This window comes from Bacteroides sp. MSSM.1001136sp1_RTP21357st2_D2_RTP21359_211015 (assembly GCF_040913205.1).
GTDB lineage: Bacteria > Bacteroidota > Bacteroidia > Bacteroidales > Bacteroidaceae > Bacteroides > Bacteroides ovatus.
Genome location: NZ_JBDFVF010000026.1, coordinates 35,127 through 51,637 on the forward strand (window position 1 = coordinate 35,127; position 16,511 = coordinate 51,637).

The 16,511-nt window shown below is 53.9% G+C and carries 14 protein-coding genes; 5 read left to right on the plus strand and 9 right to left on the minus strand.

Annotated features, from left to right (window positions below):
- Window positions 1–48: 48 nt before the first annotated feature.
- The 6 genes from AB5217_RS16780 to AB5217_RS16805 all read right to left on the minus strand — a co-directional run bounded on the left by AB5217_RS16780 (window position 49) and on the right by AB5217_RS16805 (window position 3,960).
- On the minus strand, window positions 49–672 hold the full coding sequence (locus AB5217_RS16780) for a hypothetical protein (protein ID WP_138339929.1): 624 nt from the start codon (window positions 670–672) through the stop codon (window positions 49–51).
- 65 nt (window positions 673–737) lie between these two features.
- A complete protein-coding gene (locus AB5217_RS16785; protein ID WP_032581325.1) occupies window positions 738–1,076 on the minus strand; it encodes a hypothetical protein in 339 nt (112 codons plus the stop codon).
- A 77-nt stretch (window positions 1,077–1,153) separates the two neighbouring features.
- A complete protein-coding gene (locus AB5217_RS16790; RefSeq protein ID WP_004326133.1) occupies window positions 1,154–1,645 on the minus strand; it encodes a hypothetical protein in 492 nt (163 codons plus the stop codon).
- A gap of 80 nt (window positions 1,646–1,725) precedes the next feature.
- A complete protein-coding gene (locus tag AB5217_RS16795; RefSeq protein ID WP_029427366.1) occupies window positions 1,726–2,553 on the minus strand; it encodes a CbrC family protein in 828 nt (275 codons plus the stop codon).
- Between the two features lie 63 nt (window positions 2,554–2,616).
- Window positions 2,617–3,735: a tyrosine-type recombinase/integrase gene (locus AB5217_RS16800; RefSeq protein ID WP_007565622.1), complete on the minus strand. Its 1,119-nt coding sequence runs from the start codon at window positions 3,733–3,735 to the stop codon at window positions 2,617–2,619.
- Window positions 3,736–3,816: 81 nt separating this feature from the next.
- Window positions 3,817–3,960, minus strand: coding sequence for a hypothetical protein (locus AB5217_RS16805; RefSeq protein WP_007558962.1), 144 nt, complete (start codon window positions 3,958–3,960; stop codon window positions 3,817–3,819).
- Window positions 3,961–4,047: 87 nt separating this feature from the next.
- Here AB5217_RS16805 and AB5217_RS16810 point away from each other — a divergent pair, with 87 nt between their 5' ends.
- From AB5217_RS16810 to AB5217_RS16830, 5 genes are all read left to right on the plus strand, one after another.
- On the plus strand, window positions 4,048–5,505 hold the full coding sequence (locus AB5217_RS16810) for a DUF3945 domain-containing protein (RefSeq protein WP_007558960.1): 1,458 nt from the start codon (window positions 4,048–4,050) through the stop codon (window positions 5,503–5,505).
- A 3-nt stretch (window positions 5,506–5,508) separates the two neighbouring features.
- Window positions 5,509–5,724 (plus strand): hypothetical protein, encoded by a 216-nt coding sequence (locus AB5217_RS16815; RefSeq protein WP_004319199.1) that lies wholly within the window; start codon window positions 5,509–5,511, stop codon window positions 5,722–5,724.
- Between the two features lie 15 nt (window positions 5,725–5,739).
- A complete protein-coding gene (locus tag AB5217_RS16820) occupies window positions 5,740–7,839 on the plus strand; it encodes a type IA DNA topoisomerase (RefSeq protein WP_004303817.1) in 2,100 nt (699 codons plus the stop codon).
- Between the two features lie 143 nt (window positions 7,840–7,982).
- Window positions 7,983–8,432 carry a DUF1896 family protein gene (locus AB5217_RS16825; protein WP_004295482.1) on the plus strand — a complete coding sequence of 150 codons (450 nt, stop codon included), beginning with the start codon at window positions 7,983–7,985 and terminating at the stop codon, window positions 8,430–8,432.
- Complete coding sequence (locus tag AB5217_RS16830; RefSeq protein ID WP_368112774.1) at window positions 8,419–14,541, plus strand: helicase-related protein; 6,123 nt, start codon at window positions 8,419–8,421, stop codon at window positions 14,539–14,541. The genes AB5217_RS16825 and AB5217_RS16830 overlap by 14 nt, the downstream gene beginning before the upstream one ends.
- A 63-nt stretch (window positions 14,542–14,604) precedes the next feature.
- On the opposite strand, the gene AB5217_RS16835 is transcribed toward AB5217_RS16830, so the two are convergent.
- The 3 genes from AB5217_RS16835 to AB5217_RS16845 form a co-directional block, all read right to left on the minus strand.
- Window positions 14,605–15,618: a YhcG family protein gene (locus AB5217_RS16835; RefSeq protein ID WP_004319206.1), complete on the minus strand. Its 1,014-nt coding sequence runs from the start codon at window positions 15,616–15,618 to the stop codon at window positions 14,605–14,607.
- 135 nt (window positions 15,619–15,753) lie between these two features.
- Window positions 15,754–16,080, minus strand: coding sequence for a helix-turn-helix domain-containing protein (locus AB5217_RS16840; RefSeq protein WP_004295487.1), 327 nt, complete (start codon window positions 16,078–16,080; stop codon window positions 15,754–15,756).
- Between the two features lie 3 nt (window positions 16,081–16,083).
- On the minus strand, window positions 16,084–16,395 hold the full coding sequence (locus tag AB5217_RS16845; RefSeq protein ID WP_004303820.1) for a helix-turn-helix domain-containing protein: 312 nt from the start codon (window positions 16,393–16,395) through the stop codon (window positions 16,084–16,086).
- Between the last annotated feature and the right edge of the window lie 116 nt (window positions 16,396–16,511).

The window sequence follows — 16,511 nt, forward strand, 5'->3', positions numbered from 1 at the left end:
TTTGCAGCTTGCCGCCGTTAGGCGGAACAGGTGCATGTTATTCGCATATTATTCGGGTCGCCAATATGGATGTAATGCCGTTCCAATATTAAACATTGGAACATTAAACTCATTTATCCATTCAAGGCGAGTCCAAATGCCAGAGTTTTCACCGACCATAAGCATCCTTTCATTACAAAAAACAGCTTCCATTTCATAAGGGCGACGACCAATTTCAAAGTTCATTACAATAAATCTAACTGGAGCTTTATCTTGTAACGGTACAACAACCGAATTGCATTTTAAGGTGGATTTTGCCACTTTACCTAATGTCTTTCTACTATGTCTTACAGCCTCAATAGAGCGTTTGGCATTTCTCGAAATCGCCATAGGTCTATATATCGGACCAAATTCCGGCTCTACATCATTTGGCAGGACATCCATTTTATCTACTAACTTTGTAAGACCGTCAATCATCATTTCTTTTATTTCATTTGAATTAATATTGCAAAATCCCGCCCATGCAACAAGCTGTTTGTCGGTAGGAAAACTCTCGCCGTCCACATCAAACCACACATTAAAATCGCTGCCCAAAGAATTGATATAGATAGGGGATTTGGCTGTATATAGTCCCCAATCATCAATTTGCCAAAGCGAGCAATCAAAGTTTGATATATAGTTTTTTTCTTCCATTTGTTTTTGCGAATAATGGTTTAGCGGGGAACGGCGTTAGTCCGTTATCCCGGTTTGTTATGAACTTACTTTACCTCTTGCGCCTTTTTATAATTTACATAGCGAGCATTTAGAGTGTCCCGCCATTCTTGGCTTGGGCAAGAGTTTATTAACTGAATATACTTATTCTCATCATCAACGCAAACAGACTCTACAAGTTTTAATAAACTCCACTGCAAATCATAAAAAGCATTTTCAGGAAAGATTTGTACCAACACCATAGCTTCATCAAATGATATGGGAAGTTGTATTTGTTCTAATAAGGCATCATAAGTATTTACTAATTCATCAATACTCTCTGTATCATTGATGCTTTCATTAGGCATACGACCTAAATCTTTCAACTGTAAAATTTCATTTCTCATATCGTGTACTCTAATTGTTCATAATGGTTTGCAGCTTGCCGCCGTGAGGTGGCACAGGTGCTTGTTATCAGTCACTTTTATTTCAAATCTTCTTTATTTATAGTAATTATTCTATTCGGTATAAAGAATTGAGATGCTTCCACATCTATGCTGTTTGATATATAGCACTTCCAAAATTTCACGTATAGAAATTTCTTTTTGATTTTACGAAAAAACTTGGAAACCATTTGAGAAAAATCATTATTATCAGAACAGCAATAAAAACGTCCAGCAATGTATGCCATATCTTCCCTTTGAAAAGGAACTCTATATTCTAAAACTGGACTTTTCACATAGTCCAATACTTCAGCTGTTGTTCCATCATAATATTCATGTGTATAATATGATATATATTGTTGGAAAGATTTTCCGGTCAAATACATCTTCCGGTCATTAGCACAAATGTCAAAAGGAGATAAATCTCCTTTATAATGTGGGACACACAACAACTCTCCAAATACACTTCTAAGCGTATTTGCAATCATCTCATCATCATTTTTATGCGAATAGAATTCAAATTGCTTTCCCATGTTCTACTGGTTTTAATGACTGATAATGTTTGGCAGCGTTCCGCTTATTCAGTCGGTAGTGCTGTTTGTTATCAATCTCTTTAATCACAATCCACATAGAGGATATATTTCTTACAATTCAGACAACGAAATAAATAACCTTGACATGAACTACCATTGATGATGTGTTCTTTATGTTCTGAATAGCCTTCTGATTCAGAAGTAAACTCAACCGAATTTTCTAATCCCATTTCTACAATTTCTTTCCAACCGACATAGGCGATAAATTCACAGAAATCCCCACAATGGTCAGGCCAATATTCTTGTTGCCACCCATTGTAGGATGGTGTTCGGCAACATAATTCTTTTTTGTATTCTTCTGAAATAGTAGAGGAAAGAATTGCATAATCCACAAATTCGCCATCAAATCTTTTTGATGCTTTACCCGAAGCAATACATTTCGGACAAAGAACATTTATATCTTCAACGCTATAAAAAGGACCGGAATATATTACAGATGTTCCTTTTCCACAGCAATCACATACTTCTGGTGTATCAACCTTTTCAAACACTCCAGCTTCCAACGGTTGAGAACAATATTTAAAGTTCGGCATTTTGATAGAACAGTCTTTCGCCTTTCGAGGACGTTTTGAGGCGTATCTATCACCTTCACATTCTAAGCGATCTTTAAGATGGTACAATTTCTTAGCATCTTTCATGTCTTGGGGATTGGCAACCTCTGATAGATAATGATAGGCTTTTGTATAATAGCCTAAATAGCTAAATACATCGCTCAATATGCGATAATTCTCTTCTGTCTTTTCAACAGATTCCAAATCATCTGCCAGTCGGAACAATTCAGCAATCTTTGACCGTTCTGACATTTTCATTGCTTCAATATATCGTTGTCTAAATTCCGAAATCTTCATTTTTTCTTTCGTGATTGATAATGTTATACTATCAGCCGATTTGGCTGTTATTTTCTTTAAGTATCAGACCTCGTCTTCCTCCATCAACAGATCGTCCAACGGGCTTTTGATATTGCTTTTGAAAGTGTCGGCTATGTGGACATACCTTTCCGTTGTCTTGATGTTGTTATGTCCCATAAGCTCTTTCACAATCTTGATGTCGGTTCCTTGCTCCAGCAAGTGGGTGGCGAACGAATGGCGCAGCAGGTGCGGATAAATCCGTTTCGTGATTCCCGCTTCCCGGGCCGCTGCCTTCAGCCGTTTCGACACGATACTCTCGGTGAAAGGTTCGCCCGGTCTGTGTTCAAAAAGCCACACTTTCGGTTTGTATAGTCTGTTATATTCCGTCAGCTTTTTCATCAACGGTTTTGATAGCAGGGTGTAGCGGTCTTTTTTTCCTTTACCCTGCCGCACCCGTATCAGGGAGCGGGATTCGTTGATGTCGCCGGGTTTCAGTTCCAGCAGTTCGCTGATGCGCAATCCTGCGGAATAGAGTATGGAGAACATGCAGAAGAAGCGCAGGTCTGTCACCGTCGCGTCGAGTATCTTCTTTATTTCCTCCTTGCTCAACACGTCGGGCAGCGTCTTCTCCCGTTTGGCACGGTTCACCTTGTAACACCGCCGTTCCTGACCGAGAACTTTCTCGTAATAGAACTTGATGGCGTTGATACGCTGGTTTTGCTGGCAGGAGGATATGTTTTTCTCGTGGATGAGATACAGCAGGTAGTCGTTTATCTCGCCGGGGGTAACCGTTTCAATCTTACGCCCCTCGAAATGCTGTTGGAAATCGCGGAAATAGGAGGTATATACCCTTACGGTATGGTCACTGTAACGCACTTGCTGAAGTTTTTCCAGATAGCCTTCCGGCAGTGGCGGCCGTTTGTCTTCCTCTTTACGGGGTGCGGTTTCCTTGATGGCAGAATAGTCTATAAACGCCATTTTCACATAGCGGTCGAAGAACTCGGCAAGCACGAAATCTTCTGCCGGCAGATAAGCCCTGCCGCCGACAAGCAGTACGTTTTCTTCCTTCGACAGCGACAAGCGGATGTCATTGTCATTACCGAAAGTCACTTCGACAAATTCTCTCCCGTTTCTTATCACCGGAGAAAGTTTGATCTTGGTTTTTGGGGTATATATTTCCATGCCTCACGTTTTGTCGGATATTGAAACCCGTTTTCGCAAATTTATAAAAAAACACGGGTTATCCATGCGCTTTATTGACATTTAACAATAGATCCCGACTACCTGACAATAAGGTGAGGAGCCACGAAAATACCCTCTGCCAAATCCGTCCTTCCCGGCACTCCGTTTCTCCGATTTCCTCTGCCCTGCGCCACAAGCGGCCACTTCTGTGCCCGATGCTTCCATAGCCTTTCCAACTCTTTTACGTTCAGCCGGTTCCCCTTACTTTCGTTCCCGCATCGCTATTGGTGCTAACTAAAAACACTCGTAATTATGGACGAAAACGTAAAGAACGACGCTAAACAAGTCATGCTCGTTCAGAATGCCGACGACGGACGACTGCAAGCCGTTACCGGCGTGGATCGGGACGGCAATATCCAGACCGCCGACCCCACGGATCAGAATGTGGCGAGCCTGCTGAACGTGAACACGCAGGATTCAGCCCTCGAAGCCTTCTTCAAAAAGTTCATGGAACAGGCCCAGAACCCCGTCCACACGGGTATCTTCGTCATGACGGAGAATGCCCTGAACAAACTTATCCGCATCGACTTCGACCCGGAGATTCTGGAAAATTACCGTATCGACCCCTCCGAACGGCTTCAGACGCAGGAGCAGCGGCAGTTCGAGCCGCTGGACGTCACGAAGATAGACCTGGCGGATATGGAGAAGAAAGGTATCCGCATGGAGGACATCGAGCCGCACCTGAAAGCCATGTCTTACGGACATAAATCCAACGGGCTGGTGGAGATGAACCCCGAACTGGAGAACGGGATGCGTGTTTCCACCAAAGGGCGCGTGTCGCTCGAAGAGCAGGCGGACGGCTCGCTGCGCGTCGTGCCGCATTACTGGCAGGAACGGCCCGACCTCGACGCCCCCTTCCACGGGGTGCTGCTCGACGAGGAGGCGAAAACGAACCTGATGAACACCCGTCATGCCGGGAAAGTGATCGACCTGGAGCTGGAGCCGGGCAAGCTCACGCCCTGCTACGTGTCGATAGACAAATGGACGAACACGCTGGAACCCATGCCCGTTTCGTTACTCGAAAAACGTGCCCGCATCAAGGAGGCCGACCTCTCGGAAGGCAAGCAGATGGATTTCTACGGCGGCGGCAAGGTGTTGCTCGAAGGATATACCACCCGCGCGGGTTATAAGCGGGATGCCTATATCCAAATCGACGCGGCCGAACGTAACTATTCCTTTACCTACGACGGTTTGGATCGCAACCGCTACGCCCAGGAGAACAAGGAGATTTACCGCCAGAAGGCCGCCGAGAAAAACGGACGGCAGGAAACTACGGCCTCCGAACGACAGCCCACGCTCACGATTCACCGGACAATCCTCAAAGCCTCCGTGCCCAAAGAGGCTTATGACCAGTGGACGGAAGCGGTGAATGATCCCTCCAAGCGGGCGGATGTCAAGGCTTTCTACATCAAGGGCATGGTCAAGGACGGGCAGGGTGAGCCGTTCAACGCCTGGGTCAAGCCCAACTTCGAGCGTAACAAGATGGACTTCTTCCGCTGGAATCCCGACCGTGCGAAACGGCAGGGAGCGGAGGTCAAACCCGCCGTTGAAAGCCGTACCCAGGTCGCCGTCAATTCCGAGGGCAAGACCGTCGAAGCGGTCAAAGGTGTGAAAGAGCCGCTCAAGCAGGGACAGCAGGAAGCCACCCCGACGCAGAAGAAAAATTACCGCAGCAGCAAAAAGAGCAACTCCAAAGGTGTCAAGGTATAACGTATGAAATGGTTCTACATGCAGGCCGGAGCCATGCCGCTCCTGATCGCGGCGCTGGCCGCCTTGTACCTCCGGCCGGGTAAACGCAGCCCCCCGGAGGAGGCGGACGACGGACGGCAGTATTACGACGGGAACGGCAACCATGTCTATTACGACCGCCGGCTGATCGCCCGTCCGGAAAAAGAGAAAGAAGAAGAACTACAAGAAAACAACCACTGAAAAATCCGAATCATCATGCAAGTAATTATCGCAGAAAAGCCCTCGGTGGCGCGTGAGATCGCCGCCATCGTGGGAGCCACGAACCGTAAAGACGGTTTTATCGAGGGAAACGGCTACGCCGTAACCTGGGCCTTCGGCCACCTGGTCGGGCTGGCAATGCCCCAACAGTACGGCATCGCGGGTTTCCGCCGGGAAAACCTGCCTATCCTGCCATCATCGTTCATCCTCCTGCCCCGGCAGGTTCGGGAGGGTAAAGAGTATAAGGCCGACCCGGGTGTCGTGAAGCAGCTCGGTATTCTCCGGGAATTGTTCGGCATGGCCGAGCGCATCATCGTCGCGACCGACGCGGGGCGTGAAGGGGAGCTGATCTTCCGCTACATCTACTCTTACCTGGAATGCCGCACCCCTTTCGTGCGGTTATGGATCAGCAGCCTGACCGACCGGGCCATCCGCGAGGGGTTACAACACCTCCGCCCTGGCAACGAATACGACAACCTTTACCTCTCGGCCAAAGCCCGCAGCGAAGCCGACTGGATCGTCGGTATCAACGCCTCGCAAGCGCTTGCCGTGGCTGCCGGGCGGGGCGTCTGGTCGCTCGGACGGGTGCAGACCCCCACGCTGGCGATCATCTGCTCCCGTTACCTGGAGAACAAGGCGTTCAAGCCCGCCACCTATTTCCGGCTGAAGCTCTCCACGGCAAAGGAGGGCACGGAGTTCACCGTCCTCTCCACGGAGAAATTCGACGGCAGGGAGAAGGCGGAAGCAGCCCGCGCCGAGGTTATCGGCGCCCGAACGGTACGCGTCGTGAACGTGGAGCGCAAGGAGGCCAGGGAACAGCCGCCTCTCTTGTACGACCTGACGACACTCCAGAAAGAGGCCAACAGCCGGTATGGTTTTTCGGCAGAAAAAACGCTCGACATCGCCCAGTCGCTTTACGAGAAGAAGTTCATCACTTATCCCCGTACCGGCTCACGCTATATATCGGAAGATGTGGCCGAGGAGATTCCGGCACTCATCGGGAACATGACACGCTATCCCCGTTTCGCGGAATACGCGGGCCTGATGGATACCGCATCTCTCTCCCGCCGAAGCGTGGACAACGAAAAGATCGCCGACCACCACGCGCTGCTTCCCACCGAGAACCTCCCCTCCGAACTGGATGCCGACCACCGCATCGTCTATGAGATGGTCGCGGGGCGGATGCTCGAAACCTTTTCCGGGGCCTGCGTGAAAGAAAACACTTCCCTTACCCTGCAAAGCGCGGGGCATGATTTCACGGCCCGCGGCAGTATCATGGTCGAGACGGGCTGGCGGGCCGTCCTGAATGAACCTGTCGAGGAGAAAGAGGAGGACATGACCCTCCTTCCCGACATCGTGCAAGGCGACGAGCTGCCCGTCAAAGGATGCGGCACGGAACAGAAACAGACCCGGCCGCGCCCCCTTCACACGGAATCGAGCCTGCTGGCGGCGATGGAAACCGCCGGACGCGAACTGTCCGACGAGGCCGAACGCGAGGCGATGAAGGATGCCGGCATCGGCACGCCCGCCACCCGTGCCGCCATCATCGAAACGCTCTTTGCCCGCGAGTATGTCAGGCGAGAGAAAAAGTCGCTTGTACCCACGGACAAGGGACTGGCCGTGTATGCCGTGGTCAGGGACAAGAAGATCGCCGATGTCGCCATGACGGGCGGCTGGGAACTGGCCCTCTCGAAGATCGCCACCGGGGAGATGGACGCCCCGACGTTCCATCGCGGTATCGAGGTCTTCGCCTCGCAAATCGCCAAAGAACTGCTGGAAGCAAGAATCGACGGCGCGGAGAGTGACACAGCCTGCCCGCGTTGCGGCAGGCCCGTGGTGTTCTATCCCAAACTCGCCAAGTGTCAGAATCCCGATTGCGGCCTGACCGTATGGAGAACCGTGGCCCGCAAGGAGCTGACCGACAAGCAGCTCGCGGAACTGCTGACCAAAGGCAAAACCGGCACGATCCGGGGATTCGTCAAAAACGGCGGCGGGACGTTCGACGCGGCCCTCACGCTCGATGACCAGTTCAAGACCTCGTTCGTTTTCGAACCGCGCGATACTCCCAGGCAGGGAAAGAGGAACAAACGGAAATAATCGTTACCTTTGCCACTGGAAAAGACCTGTCATAACGAGATACGCTTGTTTGATAAGGATTTTTTCAGTGGTCGGCGCTTCGGGTGGGAACCCGGGGCGCCTTTCTCTTCCCCGATTATCAACGACCACTAAAAATTCTTATCATGCCAGACAAGCAACACCATACCCCCACGGGGGAATTGTCCTATTACGGACTTTCGTTACTATCCTACCTCAAGGACAGCCACCCGGAACTCATCGCCGAAAGTGAGTTCATCGCCGAGCGGGCCGACAGCGCCGCCCAAGCGTACAGCGAGGCGATCCGTTCGGGCTGCAACCACATCGAGGCCGAAGAAATTGCCCGCGAGGAACTCTGCCGCGGACTGCACTTTTCACCCTACAACACGCTGGTAAACATCCTCTGGAGGGAATTCGAGGCGGAGATTCCCGAGGATACCGCCCGGCAGGCGGCTCTACGCCTGCTGCCCCTCTGCCGCGGGGTGCTGGAGAAGTACGACCTCACGGACGACTTCGCCGACACGCCCGACTATGAACTGTTCTATACCGAACTGACGGGAACCGTCCAAATACTTCTCGAAGATGGCATTCAATAAGAAAACCCACCTCCGCCAGAATATCGACGCGCTGAAGACGGCCTTCACGCTCGACAGGGAACGGCGGGCGCCGACTCCCGAAGAAGAAAGGACACTCGGCGCATACAGCGGCTTCGGCGCCATCAAGGAAGTGCTGGAAAACCCCACCGGGAAACCGGACAAGGACGGCATGGCAACGCTCGTGGCCGAGTTGCAAGAGGTCATCAGGGCGAACACCCCCGACGAACGGGAATACAAGCGCTACATGGACGGGATCAAGAACTCCGTCCTGACGGCTTTTTACACGCCCCCGAAAGTGGCAGACGCCATCGTGGAGGCGATATGGGATACGCGGATCGCCCCCCAACGTATTCTTGACCCCAGCGCGGGAACGGGGGTTTTCGTCAATGCCGTGGATTTCCACGACCCCTACGCGGAGATCACCTGCTTCGAGAAAGACCCCGCCACGGGGTTGATCCTGAAGCACCTGCACCCCGAAAAACGGGTGCGGGTACAGGGATTCGAACGTATCGAACCCAAATACGCCGGTTACTACGACGTGGCCGTGAGCAACATCCCTTTCGGGGACGTGGCGCTCTTCGACCCGTTCTTCTCCACCCATACCGACCCCGTGCGGCGGCAAGGCACACGGGCGCTGCACAACTATTTTTTCATGAAGTCCGTCGATATGGTACGCGAGGGCGGCCTGGTGGCATTCATCACCTCGCAGGGAGTATTGAACGCCGAGCAGGGACGCCCCGTGCGCGAGTGGCTGATGAACCGCTGCGAGCCCGTATCGGCCATCCGGCTGCCGAACAACCTCTTTACAGAACACGCGGGGACGGAGGTCGGCAGCGACCTGGTTATCCTGCAAAAGAAAGCCGCCACGGGGGAACTGTCCGAACGGCAGCGGGATTTCATCGAATCCCGCAAGCTGTCGAACGGCATCCGGATAAACAACCTTTTCCAGTCGTTCGACAGGGTGATCCATACCGAGGCCAAAGTAGGCAAAGACCCCTACGGCAAACCGGCGATGGAGTTCACCCACGCGGAGGGCGTGGACGGCATCGACCGGGAGATGCGGCGTATGCTCTCGGAGGATTTCAACCGGCATTTCAACGAGAGTTATTGCCTGGAACATGCTCCGGAACAGACACCCGGTACACCGGAGCGGGAATTGTCCCGTCCCCGTCAGGCGGAACGCCAGCGTGCCGAAAGACACGAGCCCCGCCTTGCCGGAGAAATCGTCAAGGAGATTATCGCCGATGCCCGTAACCTTCAGCAGCAGCGGGAAGAGGAGGAAAAACGCCGCGTCGTCGCCGAAATGGCGGCACAGGGCTACCATGTCGATACCGAAACCGGGGAGATTACCCGAATCGAAAACAAACCCGGACAAGTGTTACCGGATTCTGCTGCCACACCCGCCGGAGAACCGACCGGGGAGGATCTGGCCGACTTCGGGGCCTGGTCGAAAGAGCGGGAGAATCGCTTGTGGGAGCAGCACCCGCCGAAACCCGAAGATTTCGGCATGGCAGATACTCCCGTGCAGCACGTGGGCGGAATAACGGAACCGAAACCGCGGGAGGGCTTCGCCGGGTCGCTTTTCGACACGGTGGAAACGGCGGCTCCCGCACCTGCCACCCAAGCTGCCGAACCGGTAAACGTGCAGCAGGAACCGTTGCTGACGCTCTACGATCTGTTCGGCTTCAGCGCCGAGGAGCGGCGGCAGGCAGAACTCGGTATATCCAAGAAAAGGAACAGCCGCCGGGGAGCAAAGCGGAAGACGCCCCGGCAACCCTCGTTATTCGCCCCGGCCTCCTCTCCGGAGGAACAGAAGAGCGAAATGCCGAAAGCGACGCCACCGGAGCGTGATCCCGAAGACTTGTATGCCTCCCTGAACTGGGAGGACAACCCGCCGATCAACGGCTTTTACGAGATGATGATGTCGCTTACCCCGGAACGGAGGGCGGAACTGCGCCGGCAAAGCGCCCGGCTGCAGGAAACCCCGGAACAGCGGGAACGGCAGGCGGTACGCCCCCCGACGGAAGCCCCGAAAGACAGACGGAAACAAGCCGCCGGTACGCCGAGAACGGGCAGCTTGTTCGACACGCCGGACAATCCGGAGGAGGAAGAACCCGGTAAAGAAATGCCGCAGATACGGGAGGCGGATATGAAACCCCGACCGTTCAAGGGGGAGGTCGCCCCCTATTTCCGCGAAGGGACACTCGTCACGGACGGACAAAACCGGGTCGGCTACCTGCGGGGGATTGAATCCCTGCAACCCATGTTCCACCCGCTGGAACTCACGCCTGCACAACGGACGAAAGCCTCCATGTATATCGAGATACGCGATGCCTATTACCACCTTTATAACAACGAGGCGGAAACGCTGACGGCGAACCCCGCCCTGCGGGAGATGCTCAACCGGCTTTACGACAATTTCACCGAACGCTTCGGACGGCTCAATGACAAACGCAACCTCGACCTGATCAAGATGGACGCGCGGGGGACGGAGATTCTATCGCTGGAGCGTTACATCGACGGCAAGGCACGCAAAGCCGACATCTTCGAGCGTCCCGTGGCCTTCAATCCCGATGAGATCACGCACGCCGACGACGCTTCGGAGGCCCTTGTGGCCAGCCTGAACAAGTACGGCCGGGTGGAACCGCACTACATGGCCTCGCTCACGGGAACTACCGTGGAGGGAATACTCGGGGAACTGAAAGGACGTATCTATTACAACCCGGAAACGGACGGCTACGAGGTTGCCGACAAGTTCATCGCCGGCAATGTCATCGGGAAAGCCGAACGGATCGAGGCGTTCCTGCGGGAGAATCCCGACCACGCCCCGGCCCGGGAATCGCTGGAGGCTCTGCGCGAGGCGACGCCCAAACCCATCGCTTTCGACGACCTGGATTTCAACCTGGGCGAACGGTGGATTCCAAAAGGTGTTTACGAGCGTTTCGCCTCCTCGCTCTTCGATACGGAGGTGAAGATCACCTTCGCCTCCAACCTGGACGAGTACGGCGTGAAGGCGGAAGCGACGAACGTGAAGATCACGGAGCAGTATGCCGTCAGCGCGCAGACCCGTAAGTACAACGGCCTGCACCTTTTGAAACACGCCCTGCAAAACACTTCGCCCGACATCACCAAGACCGTCCTCAAATGGGTGGACGGCGAACGGCGGGAGGTCAAAGTGCGTGACGGGGAGGCCATACAGCTCGCCAACAGCAAGATAGACGAGATCCGGGGTGCTTTCCCCGAATGGCTGCGCGAGCAGTCGTCCGACTTCAAAGACCGCCTGACAGACCTCTATAACCGTACTTTCAACTGTTACGTGCGCCCGAAGTACGACGGGACGCACCAGGAATTCCCCGACCTCGACCTCAAGGGGCTGGGAATAGACAATCTGTATGACAGCCAGAAGGACGCGATATGGATGGACAAACTGCTCGGCGGCGGGATAATCGACCACGAGGTGGGCGGCGGAAAGACCCTTATCATGTGCTGCGGAGCCTACGAGAAGAAACGCCTCGGGCTGGCCAATAAACCCATGATTATCGGGCTGAAAGCCAACATCCATGAAATAGCCCGGACGTTCTGTACCGCTTACCCGATGGCCAAAGTCCTCTACCCGGGCAAGGAGGATTTCACGCCCCGGAAGCGTGAGCGCATCTTCCGGGAGATACGCAACAACGACTGGGACGCCGTGATCCTCTCGCACGAACAGTTCGGCATGATACCCCAGTCTCCGGAGATACAGCAGGAGATATTGCAGGCCGAGCTGGACTGTGTGGAGGAGAACCTCGAAGTGCTCAAAGCACAAGGCAGGGACGTTTCCCGCGCCATGATGAAAGGGTGTCAGAAACGCAAGGCCAACCTGGAAGCCAAGTTGCAGAAGGTGGCGCACGCGCTGGAAACACGCAAGGACGACGCCGTGGACTTCCGCCTCATGGGTATCGACCACCTCTACGTGGACGAGAGCCATAAATTCAAGAACCTGACTTTCACGACCCGGCATGACCGGGTGGCGGGCCTCGGAAATCCCGAGGGGTCGCAGCGGGCGCTCAACATGCTTTTCGCGCTGCGTACCATACAGCAGCGCACGGGCCGCGACCTGGGGGCGACGTTCCTCTCGGGAACGACCATCTCCAACTCGCTCACGGAACTGTACCTGCTTTTCAAGTACCTGCGCCCGAAGGAGCTGGAGCGTCAGAATATCCGCACCTTCGATGCCTGGGCGGCCATATTTGCCAAGAAAACCATCGACTACGAGTTTTCCGTGACCAACGAGGTCGTGCAGAAAGAACGGTTCCGATATTTCATCAAGGTTCCCGAACTGGCCATGTTCTACTCCGAGATTACAGATTACCGCTCGGCGGAGGATATAGGGATCGACCGACCGCAAAAGAACGAGATATTGCACAATATCCCGCCGACACCCCAGCAGACGGAGTTCATAGAACGACTGGTGCAGTTCGCCAAATCGGGCGATGCCACGCTCCTGGGCCGCCTGCCGCTCTCGGAGCGGGAGGAAAAGGCGAAAATGCTCATTGCCACAGACTACGCCCGCAAGATGTCGCTCGATATGCGTATGATAGACCCCGAACTATACAGCGACCACGTGGACAACAAGGCGAGCCACTGCGCCCGTATGATTGCCGGTTACTACCGCCGTTTCGAGGCGTACAAAGGTACGCAGTTCGTATTCTCCGACCTGGGAACCTACAAACCCGGAGCGGGGTGGAACGTCTATTCCGAGATACGGCGTAAACTCGCGGAGGATTACGGCATACCCCAAAGCGAGGTGCGGTTCATCCAGGAGGCGACCTCGGAAAAAGCGCGCAAGGAGATGATCGCCGGTATGAACGCCGGAAAAATCCGCGTACTCTTCGGATCGACCGAGATGCTCGGGACGGGAGTGAACGCGCAGAAACGCTGCGTGGCGATACACCACCTGGACTGCCCCTGGCGTCCCAGCGACCTGGAGCAGCGCGACGGGCGGGGAATACGCACCGGGAACGAGATCGCCAAACTCCATGCCGACAACAAGGTGGACGTGATATTATACGCCGTCGAGAAGTCGCTCGACGCCTACAAGTTCGGGCTGTTGCACAACAAGCAACTGTTCATCCGCCAGCTCAAGACCAACAACATGGGAAGCCGTACCATCGACGAGGGGGCCATCGACGAGAAAAGCGGCATGAATTTTTCCGAGTATGTAGCCGTCCTCTCGGGAAATACAGACCTGCTGGACAAGGCCCGCCTGGAGAAGAAGATCGCCACGCTCGAAAGCGAACGCCAGGCATTCGTGCGCGGCAAATCATCGAGCCGCTACAAGCTGGAGCAGATCACGGAGAAGATAGAGAAGAACAACGACCTGATACGGCGTATCGGCAAGGATCTGGAACACTTCAAGGCCCGCGTCGAGTTCAACGAGGACGGCTCGTACCGCAATCCCGTGAAACTGAACGGGCTGGAAACCTCCGACCCCAAGCTCATCGGGAAACAGCTCAACCGTATCGCCGAAACGGCACGCACGCTCGACAGGCTCGAACCCATCGGGAGCCTCTACGGGTTCGAACTGCTCGTCCAGAGCGAAACGACCGGGAAAGACGGGCTCGACCTGGTGCAGAACCGTTTTTATGTCCGGGGTGAAGGGGATTATCTATACCAGTATAACTACGGGAATATCGCCTCCGACCCGCGACTGGCGGCGATGAACTTCATCCACGCGCTCGCGACCATCGAGCCGACACTGGAAAAATTCCGGAAAAAGAACGAGGAACTGGAGAAAGATATTCCCGTCCTGCGGGAAGTGGTGGAAAGTTCCTGGCGCAAGGAGCCCGAACTGACGGCCCTGAAAACTGACCTGACGGAAATAGACCGCAGGATACAGCAAAGCCTCAAACCGATAGAAGAGAGCGAGGGAAAGGAGGCGGAGGAGGATAACGACGTGTGCCGGGAACGGCATGACACGGCGGAAGAGCTCCCGAAGGAAGACAACACGGCGGCCCGTATTCCTTCCCGGCTGCGGCAGATTGCCGACGCCTCCGGGGGGCGCATCGTCATCGCGGGCGTGGGCAGCCCGCCGGAGAACGGCCCCGCGAAGAAAGGGATTAAGATGTAAGCGAAAAGCCGACGGAAGTACAGATTTCCGTCGGCTTTTTTCATATGCCCATGAGCGTTGTTGTCACACTTCCTGCAAGAGTGTTTGCAGCTCCTCCTGCGTGGGAAGATAGGTCATGTACTGGGCGGCGAAGACCTGCTTTTCATCTTCGGGCAGCGTATAACGGACGACCGCGTCGTTTTTCTCCGCGCAGAGGACGATACCCACCGGAGGGTTATCCCCGGGATTCATCAACTCACGGGTGTAGTAATTGACATACATCTGCATCTGCCCCAAATCCTGATGGGTCAGCTCCCCGGATTTAAGGTCTATTAAAACGAAACAGCGGGCCAGGTAATTGTAAAAGACCAGGTCGATGTAGAAATGCTTGTCGTCGAAGGAGATACGCTTCTGTCGCGCGACGAAGGCGAAGCCTTTCCCGAGTTCGAGCATCAAGCGCTGCAAGCGGCTGATGAGCAGTTGCTCCAGATCGGTTTCCAGAAAATGCTCTCCCTGCGGGATACCGAGAAACTCCAGGATATACGGGTCGCGGATGATCTCTTTGGGTTCGACACGCCCGGGTTCGGTACGGGAAATCTCCTCTTTCACGGCTTTCTTGTCTCGGCTGGCCAGCAAGCGGTCATAGAAAAGCGTGTTGATTTGGCGGTCGAGCTGCCGGACACTCCAGTTTTCCTTGACGCACTCGTGCAGGTAAAAATCACGGGCGGCATCGCCCGACACCTTGAGAAGCGTGCGGCAATGCGACCAGCTCAATTTATCACACAGCGTGTGATATTTCGGGTAGCACTGGTAAAACTGCCTCATGTACCGCAGGTTGGTGGCCGTGAACCCGTTTCCGAACTCCGCCACGAGCCGCCTGGAAAGGGTGTTGATGACAGCCTTGCCATATCCGGCACGGCCGGTTCCCTGCTGCTCGTACTCCACTATATATTTCCCTACCTGCCAGTAAGCCCTCACGAGGGTCGAATTGACATGATGTATCACCTTCGCGCGCGCTTCCTGCAAGATATGGCGCACGTTATGCAGTAGCTCTTCCTCCCCTTTGTCGGCAGGATATATTTTATCTGTTTCTTTCATTGTTCATTATTATATAGGCTTCCAAGTGCAAACATACTGATTTTACGGCAAATATCGAACGGTTGTACCGCCTTGTCGTGCCTTATTCCATGTATCTCCGCGTTTTTCCATGACGCCGGACTCTCGGGACAGGGCCTAACCGGAACCGGCAGGACGATCCTTTTTCAGCTTGCGGAAATTACTGAAGTTACGCTCGATGAACCGCAGGACGTCCGATTCCCGGTAGAAGGTCTTGTGATAGATCATCTCGTAAGGCAGCTCTCCCGAGGTGCGGTAACGCTGGAGTGTGCGCTTGCTGATATTGAGCATACGGCACAGGTCGTAATTGTCCAGAAGACGCTCCCCGTCAGGCAGGATGGAAAGCGGTTGCTCCACATCCCCCGCGCACAGCTTCTCAATACGTTCCAGCCGTTCCGAGAGCCGCTGCATCCATCCGTCGAAATATTCCTTATCCAGAAACATGGCCTACTCCTTTGGTCGGTTTTTGCGCCGCACGGAACGCTCCTTCAGCACACGGCGGATTTCCGTGAGGGAATAATACAGCTTCCGGTTGATGGCCGAATAGGTGATCACGTGATCCGAGCGGAGGCGTTGAAGGGTACGCCCGCTGATGCCCAGGTAACGGCAGACCTGCTCGCCGTCCATCCATTCGTCGTTTATATACTCCTTATTCCATGCACGCCCCTTTTCAGGGAGAGAGGCGATTGCAGCCTCTATTTTCTCTATACGCCCGACAAGCTCGTTATAGGCTCGCGAACCGATCACTATGATTTTCATACTCCTTTGTTTTTTAGTCTGTTACAAAGGTCGGGCTTATATGGACAGCTTAAAACGAGGTCGGTACGACTTTTTTTTGATAATTTGCAGTGAACTGATTCTCAACGGTTCATGCG

What these genes read in the sequence shown, in the direction of transcription:
- AB5217_RS16810 (WP_007558960.1), top strand. Translation starts at nt 4,048, where the DNA reads ATGGACGAAAACGTAAAGAACGACGCTAAACAAGTCATGCTCGTTCAG.
- AB5217_RS16835 (WP_004319206.1), bottom strand. Translation starts at nt 15,618, where the DNA reads ATGAAAGAAACAGATAAAATATATCCTGCCGACAAAGGGGAGGAAGAG.
- AB5217_RS16785 (WP_032581325.1), bottom strand. Translation starts at nt 1,076, where the DNA reads ATGAGAAATGAAATTTTACAGTTGAAAGATTTAGGTCGTATGCCTAAT.
- AB5217_RS16815 (WP_004319199.1), top strand. Translation starts at nt 5,509, where the DNA reads ATGAAATGGTTCTACATGCAGGCCGGAGCCATGCCGCTCCTGATCGCG.
- AB5217_RS16840 (WP_004295487.1), bottom strand. Translation starts at nt 16,080, where the DNA reads ATGTTTCTGGATAAGGAATATTTCGACGGATGGATGCAGCGGCTCTCG.
- AB5217_RS16830 (WP_368112774.1), top strand. Translation starts at nt 8,419, where the DNA reads ATGGCATTCAATAAGAAAACCCACCTCCGCCAGAATATCGACGCGCTG.
- AB5217_RS16800 (WP_007565622.1), bottom strand. Translation starts at nt 3,735, where the DNA reads ATGGAAATATATACCCCAAAAACCAAGATCAAACTTTCTCCGGTGATA.
- AB5217_RS16845 (WP_004303820.1), bottom strand. Translation starts at nt 16,395, where the DNA reads ATGAAAATCATAGTGATCGGTTCGCGAGCCTATAACGAGCTTGTCGGG.
- AB5217_RS16820 (WP_004303817.1), top strand. Translation starts at nt 5,740, where the DNA reads ATGCAAGTAATTATCGCAGAAAAGCCCTCGGTGGCGCGTGAGATCGCC.
- AB5217_RS16780 (WP_138339929.1), bottom strand. Translation starts at nt 672, where the DNA reads ATGGAAGAAAAAAACTATATATCAAACTTTGATTGCTCGCTTTGGCAA.
- AB5217_RS16790 (WP_004326133.1), bottom strand. Translation starts at nt 1,645, where the DNA reads ATGGGAAAGCAATTTGAATTCTATTCGCATAAAAATGATGATGAGATG.
- AB5217_RS16795 (WP_029427366.1), bottom strand. Translation starts at nt 2,553, where the DNA reads ATGAAGATTTCGGAATTTAGACAACGATATATTGAAGCAATGAAAATG.
- AB5217_RS16805 (WP_007558962.1), bottom strand. Translation starts at nt 3,960, where the DNA reads ATGGAAGCATCGGGCACAGAAGTGGCCGCTTGTGGCGCAGGGCAGAGG.
- AB5217_RS16825 (WP_004295482.1), top strand. Translation starts at nt 7,983, where the DNA reads ATGCCAGACAAGCAACACCATACCCCCACGGGGGAATTGTCCTATTAC.